Annotated in this window: 6 protein-coding genes; all 6 read left to right on the top strand. The window is 72.8% G+C overall.

The window, feature by feature from the left end; all coding sequences use genetic code 11:
* Window positions 1-148 precede the first annotated feature (148 nt).
* The 6 genes from AB0O34_RS19385 (at window position 149) to AB0O34_RS19360 (ending at window position 11,599) form a co-directional block, all read left to right on the top strand.
* On the top strand, window positions 149-643 hold the full coding sequence (locus tag AB0O34_RS19385) for an SRPBCC domain-containing protein (protein ID WP_363917046.1): 495 nt from the start codon (window positions 149-151) through the stop codon (window positions 641-643).
* Window positions 643-1,866 carry an MFS transporter gene (locus AB0O34_RS19380; protein WP_363917044.1) on the top strand — a complete coding sequence of 408 codons (1,224 nt, stop codon included), beginning with the start codon at window positions 643-645 and terminating at the stop codon, window positions 1,864-1,866. The genes AB0O34_RS19385 and AB0O34_RS19380 overlap by 1 nt, the downstream gene beginning before the upstream one ends.
* A gap of 289 nt (window positions 1,867-2,155) precedes the next feature.
* On the top strand, window positions 2,156-3,133 hold the full coding sequence (locus AB0O34_RS19375) for a DUF1702 family protein (protein WP_363917042.1): 978 nt from the start codon (window positions 2,156-2,158) through the stop codon (window positions 3,131-3,133).
* Window positions 3,130-5,019, top strand: coding sequence for a VCBS repeat-containing protein (locus AB0O34_RS19370; protein ID WP_363917040.1), 1,890 nt, complete (start codon window positions 3,130-3,132; stop codon window positions 5,017-5,019). Before AB0O34_RS19375 ends, AB0O34_RS19370 begins: the two co-directional genes overlap by 4 nt.
* 2 nt (window positions 5,020-5,021) lie before the next feature.
* A complete protein-coding gene (locus tag AB0O34_RS19365; protein ID WP_363917038.1) occupies window positions 5,022-5,951 on the top strand; it encodes an enediyne biosynthesis protein UnbU in 930 nt (309 codons plus the stop codon).
* Window positions 5,948-11,599: an SDR family NAD(P)-dependent oxidoreductase gene (locus AB0O34_RS19360; RefSeq protein WP_363917036.1), complete on the top strand. Its 5,652-nt coding sequence runs from the start codon at window positions 5,948-5,950 to the stop codon at window positions 11,597-11,599. The genes AB0O34_RS19365 and AB0O34_RS19360 overlap by 4 nt, the downstream gene beginning before the upstream one ends.

Here is an 11,599-nt window from a genome sequence, read left to right as displayed (position 1 = left end):
CGCCAAGTGACAGGGGGCCCGCGTCCGGGGACGGGCGCGGGCCCCTTCCACGGGGGTACGCAGGGCGGCGGGCACGACCCGCCGGTTCCATCTCAGATGCCACGGCGTGACGAACCGGGGCGTCTACCGCCTCACGAGGAGCCTTCCCATGACTTCCCTGAATTTCCGCCCCGGCAGCAAACAGGATCCGAGCTACGCCCACGAGGACGGCACCCACTCCCTGATCATCACCGACATCATCCAGCGCGGTACGGCCAGCCAGATCTACCGGGCGTTCACCGACCCCGCGTCCCTGTCGGCGTGGACCGGATCGCCCGCGGTCGAGACCCCGGGCGGAGTGCGCTGGAGCGTCGGCGAGTTCGGGCTGGAGGCCACCTCCGTCGAGCTCGTCCTCGGAGAGCGCATCGCCGTGGAGCTGGAGTGCCAGGGATGGCCGACCAAGCGCAGCAGGGCGGAGATCAGGCTCTGGCCGACCCCCCGCGCGACCATGGCCATCGTCACCCATCGCGGCCTCGCCGAGGCGGACCTGGAGCACGCCAGGGAGCTGTGGGCGCCGAAGGTGCTCGACCGGATGCGGTGGTACATCCACGCCGTCGGACCGCAGAGCAGCCCGGTGGGCGTCACGGACCGGGGCAGCGTCTGATGGCAGGCGTGCAGACGGCGGTCTCGCCGCCCCGGGTGGCCGCCGCCCCGCACAGCGTCACGCTGTGGGGAGCCTACGCGGTCACCTTCCTGCTGCGCTGCTCGCAGATGGGGACCATCGCCATCATCGTCCCCTACCTGCTCGACCGCGGCGTGCCCGTGGCCATGCTCGGGACGATCATGATCTGCTCGGCCTTCGGCAGCGCGCTGTCCAACCTGGTCACCGGCCGGCTGGTCGACCGGTTCGGCGCCTGGCGGTCGCTGGTGGGGGGCTGCTTCATCGCGTTCCTCGGCGCGGTGATCTTCCTCGTGGTCTCGTGGCTCCCGGCGATGGCGGCCTCGTACCTCATCACCACCGGCGGCATGGCGGCGGCGGGCAACGCGCTGCGCACCACCATCGGCCTCGGCACGCCCGCCGCCGAGCACGAGAGGACCTTCGGCAGGTTCAACAGCATCGGCACGGCCGGGGCGCTGGTCGGACCGCTGATGGTCGGGTTGATCGTGATCGACGGAACCGCCGCCGCCCCCTGGTTCGCCGTGGCCGCCCTCGGCAGCGCGTCGGTCCTCGGCCTGCTGAGCCGCAAGCCCGCGATCCCCTCGGAACTGCGCAAGACCGTCGAGGGGAAAGAAGAAGAGGACGCGCCGGCGAAGGTCTCGCTGCTGGACGTGCTGCGCGCCGTCGGCCCGGTGATCGCCCTGGTCTCGGCCACCGCGACCATGTACGGCGTGTACGCCGTGCTCTGGGGGCCGTTCCTGCGCGAGCTCGGCGCCGCCGACCCGATCATCCCGTGGTCGTTCACCGCCACGATGCTGCCGGTCGTACTGCTGTCGCCGCACGCGAACAAGGTGCTCCCCAGAACCCCCCGATGGCTGGTCGTCGGCGTCGTCACCGCGATGCTCGGCGCCCTGGCGTTCGTCTACTCCATGACCACCAGCATCTGGATGGCGATCGTCATCTCCGTGGTCGAGGGCGTGCTGATGGCGATCTCGGTGCCCCTCACCTACGCGTTGATCACCAAACTGGCACCCCCCGCCGCGCTCGGCCGCGCGTTCGGCGTGGCGAGCGCCTCCGACTCCATCTCCTCGGGCATCGGCACCTCGATCGCCGGAGTGCTGATCGCGGCCGGCGGCGTCTCGTTCGTCTTCGAGCTCGCCGGTGCCTACTGCGTCGCGGGAACCGCGCTCGCCCTCGTTTGGTGGTGGCGCAAGAGCATCAAGCGGTAAACCCCCTCCGCCAATCCGGAACGGAACGCGAGAACACCGTTCCGGATTCAGTGCTGCCCAAATGAACCAAAAATCGAGAAACCTGGTTCATTAGATATCTACAAAGCACCTCTATCTTGTTGTGGCCTCTTTCCGAAGACAGTCGAAATTGCGCCCTCAAGCTGCCGTTGACTCGGTCCATGACGCACCTGAGCACCGGTAACGGCACATTGACGGTTCACTGACTGAATGTTCAATGTGGTTTAGGCCGTTGGATCTAGATATAGGTAACGGGATATCGATGCCGCGTGTGAAATCCTTGTCTCAAGCCCTTCCTGACATCTCTCTTCCCCGACACTCCTGGCCGTGGCGCCTCCTGATTCAAAAGCCAGAGACGGCCGACCCGGTCGCCAGGGGCTTCACAGGACCGGACGCGCCCGCCACCGCCGCACTCAGGGCGGCGGCCGGTTCGTTCATCGAAGGGTTCAACCTCGCCATCGACGCCGCCGGCGTGGCCCACCTGCACTCGGCGCTCGCCGCCGTCACCCCCGACCTCCGCGGTTTCGCCTACGAGGGCGCCGGCATGGCGACCGCCATCCTCGACCTGCTCGGCCCGCCGGGGTCGCAACGGGGCAGGACGGCCGCCCTGCTCGCCGGCCCCGGGGACGCCTACACCCACCTCATCCACGTCGGCGTCGGCTGGGGTTACTGCCGCCTCCACCTGCGCCCGGGGCACAACCTGCCGGGCACCCACCCCCTGTACCGCTGGCTGGCCTACGACGGCTGGGGCTTCCACCGGGGATTCTTCACCACCGGCAGGACCGTCAGGCGGCGTCACGCCGAGCCCAACCTCGGCCCGCGCCTGGCCGTACGCGACCAGGGACTGGGGAGGTCCCTGTGGTTCTGCGACGGCGCGGTCCCCGAGGCGATCGCCGGCACCATCGGCGCCTTCCCCGAGGCCCGGCGGTCCGACCTGTGGAGCGGTGTCGGCCTGGCGGCCGGCTACGCGGGCGGCGTACCCGACGAGAAGCTGCTCGAACTGGCGAAGCTCGCCGCGCCCTACGAGGCCCATCTGGCCCAGGGAGTGGCCTTCGCGTGCGGCGCCAGGGTCCGCGCCGCGCACGTACCGGAGCACACCGAACGGGCCGCGCGCGTCCTCGCCGGCGTGGACGCCACCACGGCGGCCGGGTGGACCGACACGGCCCAGGAGGGTCTCGGCGGCACCCTCGGCGACTACCAGTCCTGGCGTGCCGGGATCCGCGAACTGTGGCAGGAGGCAACCCGATGATCCGGCTGTTCCGCGCCGGGCTGATGCCCGTGCTCGCCCTGGTGGCCTGCCTGGTCGCCTGGCAGCTCACCCGCCTGCCCGACACCTCCGACACCGTGCGCCGGGCCCCGGAGCGGTTCGCCTTCCAGCGCACCGCGATCAACGAGCCCGGCCCGGGCAGAGGCCTGCGGGAGGTCGCCCCGGCCTACGAGAAGATCAGGTCCTGGGTCTCCTCGGTGGGGGCCGCCGTGGCGCTCTTCGACGCCGAGGGGCAGGGCCGCGCCGACGATCTGTGCCTGGTGGACCCGAGGACCGACGCGGTCACCGTACGTCCCGCGCCGGGCGGTGCCGGAGGGTACGCCCCGTTCGCGCTGAGCCACACGGCCATCGCCTACACCGCCGCGATGGCGCCCATGGGATGCATGCCCGCCGACCTGGACGAGGACGGCCGCCAGGACCTGCTGGTCTACTACTGGGGCCGTTCCCCGGTGAGCTACATCAGGACCGGCGGCCTGGACGCGGCAGGGTTCACCCCGCGCGAGCTGGTGAGCCCGTACCAGGTCTGGAACACCGACGCGGTCGCCCTCGCCGACGTGGACGGCGACGGGCACGGAGACCTGGTCGTCGGCAACTACTTCGCCGACGGCGCCCAGGTCCTCGACACCACCAGCCAGGCCTCGCTGCACATGCAGGACTCGATGTCCAACGCGGTCAACGGGGGCAGCACCCGGGTACTGCTCCACTCCGGCGGCGGTGCCTTCACCGAGGCCCGCGACGCGATCCCCGGAGATCTCGGCCACGGCTGGACCCTCGCCCTCGGCGCCCAGGACCTGAACGGGGACGGCCTGCCCGAGATCTACATCGGCAACGACTTCGGCCCCGACCGGCTGCTGGTCAACTCCTCGACCCCGGGGAAGGTCAGGCTGGAGGAGGCCACCGGCCCGAGGGGACCGCTCACCCCCAAGTCCAAGGTGCTCGGCAACGACTCCTTCAAGGGCATGGGAGTGGCGTTCACCGACTTCAACGGCGACACGGTGCCCGACATGGCGGTCAGCAACATCACCGAGCCGTACGCCCTGGAGGAGAGCAACTTCGCCTGGGTGAGCACGGGTGAGCCGTTCTCCCCCGGCTACGCGCCCTACCAGGACGACAGCGAACGGCTCGGCACCTCCCGGGGCGGCTGGGCCTGGGACGTCAAGGCCGCCGACTTCGACGCCGACGGCACCGACGAGATCGTGCAGGCGATGGGCTTCGTACGCGGCGAGGTGAACCGCTGGCCCGAGCTGCAGGAGCTGGCCATGTCCAACGACACGCTGCTGCACCTGCCCGGACTGTGGTTCCAGGCGGCACCGGGCGACGACATCTCCGGCCACGACTACGACGTGATGTTCGCCAAGGGCGCCGACGGCCGCTACGCCGACGTGGCCCAGGCGGTCGGGCTCGGCGACGACGCGGTCACCCGGGGACTCGCCGTCGGCGACGTCAACGGCGACGGACGGCTCGACCTGGCCCTGGCCAACCAGTGGGACCAGAGCCAGTTCTACCTCAACACCTCGAAGGCGCCGGCCAACAGCCTGTCGCTGCGGCTCAGCGTCCCGGCCGGCGCGAACGCGTGCGGCTCGGGCACCGGGGCCACCACCGCGACCCGGCCGGCCCTCGGTGCGGCCGTCACCGTGAAAACGGGCGGCGGGGCCGACCGCCACGCCCAGCTGTACTACACCAACGGGCACGGCGGCGTGAGCGCCCCCGACCTGTACTTCGGCCTCGGCCAGGCGGCCTCAGGCCCGCTGCCCGTCACCGTCAAGTGGATCGACCCGTGTGGCGCCGCCCACACCGCCACCGCCGACCTCGCCCCCGGCCAGCACGCTCTGCTGCTGACCAACGCGGGCGCCATCAAGGAGGGATGAGCGTGACCACACCCCCCGACAAGCGAATCAAGGCCCTGCGCCGGTTCGCCCTCTCGATCACCGCGCTGAACATCGTGGGTCACCTCGTCCTCGGGTTCGAGCAGGCGTACCTGACCCCGATCGTCGCCATCATCACCGCCTACACGTTCGAGTTGGGCTTCGAGGCGATCGAGGCGAGGCTCCAGAAGCGCGCCCCCCGCTTCGTGGGCACCCCGCCGTTCAGGCATCTGGTCGACTTCCTGCTCCCGGCCCACATCACCGCTCTGGCCTGCGCCATGCTGCTGTACGGCAACGACCGGCTGATGCCCACCATCTTCGCCGTCGTCGTGGCGGTGACCAGCAAGTACGTCTTCCGGGTGAAGATCGGCAAGGGCTGGCGGCACGTGCTCAACCCGTCGAACTTCGGCATCGCCACCACGCTTGTGCTGTTCGAGTGGGTCAGCATCGCTCCGCCCTACCACTTCACCGAGTGGACCGGCGGGGTCGTCGACTGGGCCATCCCGCTGGCGATCCTGACGCTCGGCACGATGCTCAACGCCAAGCTCACCGGCAAGTGGCCGCTGATCCTCGGCTGGGTGGGCGGGTTCGCGCTCCAGGCGCTGATCCGCACCACGATCCTCGACACCTCCCTCATCGGCGCGCTGCTGCCGATGACCGGCGTGGCGTTCATCCTCTACACCAACTACATGATCACCGACCCGGGCACGACACCGGTCAAGCCCGCGAGGCAGGTGGCGTTCGGTATGGCCACCGCCGCCGTCTACGGGCTGCTCGTGTCCTTCCACATCGTGTTCGGGCTGTTCTTCGCCCTGGTCATCGTGTGCGCGATCCGGGGTTCCGCCCTGGCGCTGCTCGCGGTCACCGCGTCCGCCCGGGAACGCCGGCCCGTACCCCGGGCCGAGCCCGTCGCCGTGCCCGAGGGCGCGAGGTGAGCGGCGCCCCCCGTATCGCCGTCGTCGGGATGGCGTGCCGCTATCCCGACGCGGTGAGCCCCGGCGAGCTGTGGCAGAACGTCCTCGGGAAGCGGGTGGCCTTCCGCAGAGTGCCCCCCGAACGGCTGCCCGGCGAGTATCGCGGGGACGCTCCCGACCTCACCTACCTCACGCACGCGGCGGTGCTGCGCGACTGGGAGTTCGACCGGGGCCGCTTCGGGGTACCGGGGGCGCTCTACCGCGCGGCCGACCTCACCCACTGGCTGGCCCTGGAAACCGCCGCGGACGCGCTCGCCGACGCGGGCCATCCCGGCGGGCAGGGCCTTGATCGCGACCGGGCGGGGGTCATCCTCGGGAACTCCCTCACCGGGGAGTTCTCCAGGGCGGCCACGCTCCGCCTGCGCTGGCCCTTCCTGCGCAGGGCCGCCGCCTCGGCCCTGTCCGCGCAGGGCGTCGCGCGGCAGGACGCGGCGGACGTGCTCGCCCGGATGGAGGAGCTGGTCAAGCGGCCGTTCCCCGAACCCGGCGACGAGACGCTCGCCGGGGCGCTCAGCAACACGATCGCCGGACGGGTCTGCAACCACTTCGACCTGCACGGCACCGGATACACCGTGGACGCCGCCTGTTCCTCCAGCCTGCTGGCCGTCATGACCGCGAGCAGAATGCTGATGACCGGCGAGCTGTCGTTCGCGCTGGCCGGCGGGGTGGACCTCAGCCTGGACCCGTTCGAGATGGTCGGCTTCTCCCGGCTGGGGGCGCTCGCCCGCGACGAGATGCGCGTCTTCGACGCCCGGCCCACCGGCTTCCTGCCCGGCGAGGGATGCGGTGTGATCGCGCTGACCAGGGCCGAGGACGCGCACGCGCTCGGCCTGCGCGTCTACGCCTACCTCACCGGCTGGGGCACCTCCTCCGACGGCGCGGGCGGGCTCACCAGGCCGGAGAGCTCGGGGCAGGCCATGGCGCTGCGCCGGGCCTACGAGCTGGCCCAGGCCGATCCCGGTACCACCGGGCTGGTCGAGGGGCACGGCACGGGCACCGCGGTCGGCGACGAGACCGAGCTGCGGGCGCTGAGCACGGTCCTCGCCACCTCCGCCCGCGAGCGTCCGGCCGCGCTCGGCAGCGTCAAGGCGAACATCGGCCACACCAAGGCCGCGGCCGGCGTCGCGGGGCTGATCAAGGCGGTGCTCGCCGCCCACCACCGGACGCTCCCCCCGGCGACGGGCACCGCCGAGCCGCACCCTCTGCTGGCCGGCGCGCCCGTACGGCTCCCCGCGGAGGCGGAGCCCTGGGACGCGGAGCTGCCCCGCGCGGGGGTCTCCTCCATGGGGTTCGGCGGCATCAACACCCACATCGTGGTGGAGGGCCACCCGCGCCGCCGCACGCCGAGCCGGCTGACCGGGGCCGACCGCCGCTGGGCTCGGGGCACGCCCGCGCACGCGGTCCTGCTGCTGGAGGCGCAGGACCGCGCGGGCCTGGCGTCCGAGCTGGAGCGGCTGGTCACACTGTCCTCCCGGCTCAGCCACGCCGAGCTGCACGACCTCGCCGCCACCCTCGGCCACCAGGCCAGGGGTGACGCGCCCGTACGCGCCGCCTTCGCGGCCGGGACGCCCGCCGAGCTCGCGGCCGGAGCCACCGCGCTGCTCGGCGCGCTGGCCTCCTGGGACGGCACCCCGCTGCTCGACGAGAGGGCCGGGTACGCGCTGGCCTCCGGCCCTGCCGCCCGCTTGGGCCTGCTCCTCCCCGGCCAGGCCGCGCCGGTACGCACCGCCCTGCCGGACTGGGCCGGAGACCTGGCCGGGACCCACTTCCTCCCTGAGGAGGGGACGTACCCGCCGGGGACGGCGGGCGAGGGTGAGGGGACCGAGGCCGCGCAGCCCGCCATCGTCAGGCAGACGCTGGCCGGTCTGGCCTGGCTGGAGGCGCTCGGGTGCGCCCCGGTCGCCGCCGTGGGCCACAGCCTCGGCGAGATCCCGGCCCTGGCCTGGGCGGGCGCGATCACTCCCTCCGCCGCGCTCACGCTGGCCACCGAGCGGGGAAGGATCATGGCGCGGTACGGCCTGCCTGGCACGACCATGGCGGGCATCGGCGCGCCCCCCGAGCGGGTGACCGAGCTGCTCGGCGACGGAGCCGCGGTCATCGCCGCGCGCAACTCCCCCGACCAGACGGTGATCTCCGGGCCGGAAGCGGACATCGCCCAGGTCATGGCACGGGCGTCCGCCGCGGGGCTCCCGGTCTCGCGGCTGCGGGTCTCCCACGGGTTCCACAGCCCCGCGATGCTCCCGGCCGTCGCGCCCCTGCGCGAGGTGCTGGACGGGATCGCCCTGTCGGCCCCCTCGGCGAGCGTGATCTCCACTGTGACCGGCGAGGAGCTCGGCGACTCCTCCGACCTGGTGGAGCTGCTCACCGCCCAGCTCGAACGCCCCGTGCTGTTCACCGACGCCCTCCGCGAGCTGGGCACCCGGTGCGACCTGCTCGTCGAGGCCGGGCCCGGCTCACTGCTCGCCGACCTGGCCGGACGGGGCCCGCTCCCGGCCATCAGCCTGGACTGCGGGGGCGCTCCCCGCGCGCACGCCTTCGCCACAGCGGTCCTGGTGGCGTGCGCGGGCGGGGACCCCGCACTCTGGTACGCGGAACGGCCCCATCGGACGATGACCCTGGACACCGAGCTCCGCTTCCTGACCGGCCCGTGCGAGTGGGACGCGCCGGAGCCCACGCCTCTCCTGGACGCACCGGCCCACGCCCTGCCGCCCGTACACATGGACGAGACGGCCCCGCCGCCCGTACACGAGGAAACTCCCTGGCAGACCCGGTTCGACGACGTCCCCCCTGAGCCGGACGGCGAGGCGGAGCCCTTCGAGTTCCTGCGGCGGCTGCTCGCCGACGAGCTGGAACTCCCGATCGACGGCATCCACGCCGGCAGCTCGTTCCTGCGCGACCTGCACATGAACTCCCTGCGCGTGGTGAACCTGATCTCGCAGGCGACCCGCCGGCTCGGCCTCAGCGCGCCCGCCACCCCCCTGTCCCCCGCCGACGCGACGGTGGGCGAGGCCGCGGAGCTGCTGGCCGGGCTGCCCCCGGCGGACTCCTCGGCGGGCGACGGCCCCGACCTCGCCGACGGAGTGCGCTCCTGGGTGAGGCCGTTCGCCCACCACTGGGTCCCCTACGAGGACGGCCTCGCGGACGGCCCGGAGCCGTACACGGTGACCCTCGAAGGGGACGCGGACGACGCACGGCTCGCCACCGTGATCCGGCGGCTCGCCGAGGACTCGCCCGACCGGCTGGTACTCCTCCACGACGGGCATCCGGCGGCGGCGGCGATCGCCCGCAGCTTCGCGGTCGAGCGCGAACGGCCGCCCCGCGCCGTCACGGTCGTACGGCTGGCCGACCTCGCGCGGCCGCTGCCGCCGTCGCGGCTCGCCTCGGACGGGTACCGCGAGCTGCGGCAGGAGGCCGGCGGCTCGCTGTCCAGGCTCGTCACCGTCCCGTACGCGGCCTCCGGCGACGCCGCCGACGCCGCCGACCACGGCGTCGGGGCCGGGACGGTCTGCCTGGTCACCGGGGGCGCGGAGGGCATAACCGCGTACGCGGCGGCCGACCTCGCCCGCCGCACCGGATGCACCCTGGTCGTGCTGGGCCGTACCAGCGCGGACGAGCCCCGGGTCGTCGCCGCCATGGAAAGACTCGGCGTCCCCGCGCACTATCTGAGCTGCGACGTCACCGATCCCGACGACGTGACGCGCGCCATGGCGGGCGCCGCCGGGTTCGGCCCGGTACGCGGGCTGATCCACGGGGCCGGGGTCAACCGGCCGTCCCGGATGGCCGGGGTCACCGCCGGAACGCTGCGCGACCACCTCGCGCCCAAGGTCGACGGCCTTGCCCACCTGCTCGGCGCGGTCGGGGAGGACCTGCGGCTGCTGGTGGCGTTCGGCTCGATCATCGGGCGGCGGGGGCTCACCGGCCAGGCGGAGTACTGCGTGGCCAACGACTGGATGCGCGCGTCGGTCGAGGACTGGGCGGCGGCCCACCCCGCGTGCCGTACGCACCTGCTGGAGTGGTCGCTCTGGTCGGGGATCGGCATGGGGGTGCGGCTCGACACCGTCGACAGCCTGGCCAGGCAGGGGGTCGCGGCCATCGGCCCTGAGAGCGGCCTCGCCCTGTTCCGTGCGGTCCTGGACGACCCGGGCGCCCCGGTCACGCTGCTGCTCACCGGCAGGTTCCCCGCGGGGCCGACCCTCCGCGTCGAGGGTGCGGACCCGCCGCCGCTCCGGTTCGCCGAGTACGTCCGCACGCGCACCCCGGGCGTGGAGGCCGTGCTCGACGCCGAGCTGGGCGTCGGCTCCGATCCTTACCTGGGCGACCACCGGATCGGCGGGATTCCCGTGCTGCCGGCGGTGCTCGGCCTGGAGGCGATGGCCCAGGCGACCGCGGTGGCGGGACGGGGCGAGGGCCCCTGGTCGTTCACCGACCTGCGGCTGAACGCGCCGATCACCGTGGCCGAGACGGAGAGCACCATGCTCCGTGTCGCGGCGCTCGACGCCGGGGACGGCGTCCACCTGGCCGTGCGGGACGGCTCGGACGCCTTCGCGACCGACCGGTTCACCGCCCGCGCCGTCCCCGCGATCCCGGTCCCCCCGGCGGGCACGTGGGAGGAACTGGAATGGGGGCGGGAGCCAGAACGGGAAGGGACGCACCCGTTCTACGGGCCGGTCTTCTTCCACACCGGCCGGTTCGAGCGGGTGCGCGACTACTCGCTGCTGACCGCCTTCCGGGTGCGCGCCCGGCTGGGCGAGTCGTCCGCCAAGTGGTTCTCTTCCTTCCATCCGGGCGAGCTGGTCCTCGGCGATCCCGGCATTCACGACGCCGCGATCCACGCCCTGCTGGCGTGCGTACCCCACCGGCAGGCCCTCCCGGTCGGGGCCGAACGCGTCACCGTGTGGCGCCGCCCAACCGGACGTTGCCTGCTGGAGGCGTCGGAGCGCGAGCACCACGGGCTGGAGTACGTCTTCGACGTCGACGTGCGCGACGCGGAGGGGCCGGTGGCCCGCTGGGAAGGGCTGCGGCTGCGCGCCGTCGGACCGCGGGCGTGGCCGGGACCGCTGCCGGTCGCGCTGGTCGGGCCGCTGCTGTCGCGGCTCCTCTCGGAACAGGATGTCGCCTCGGCGGTGGAGTTCTGCGCCGCCCCCGGCGGACGGGGCTCGGCGACGGGCCTGCTGGAATCGCTCGGCGCGGGACCGGTCACCCACGACCCGCGCGGCGCCCTGATCACCGGCCATGGATCGGCCTCCGCCGCCTACGCGGCGGGACACGTCCTCGTGGCCTCGGCCGATCACCCCGTCGGCCTCGACTGGGAACAGACCGGCGCGCTCGACACCCCGGAACGGGCCTCGCTGCTCGGCGAGCGGGACGAGGACCTGGCCCAGATCCTGACGGAGAAGACGGGCGAGGACATCGTGGCCTCCTCAGCACGCCTCTGGACCGCCCATGAAGCCCTGGTTAAAGCGGGCTCCGCCGAACCGCTTCTCGTGGAACAGCTCGGAGACCACGGCCTGGTGACCTTCAGCGCCGGGGAGTTCCGCGTGGCCACGATCCCCATCCACTGCGAACCGGGAGACCTCACCGTAGCCGTCGCCGTACCGAGAAGAAGATGA

The organism is Sphaerisporangium sp. NPDC088356 (assembly GCF_040685555.1).
Taxonomy (GTDB): Bacteria; Actinomycetota; Actinomycetes; order Streptosporangiales; family Streptosporangiaceae; genus Sphaerisporangium.
The sequence above is the reverse complement of the archived record's forward strand: the minus strand, read 5'-3'. Positions and strand labels throughout refer to the sequence as shown.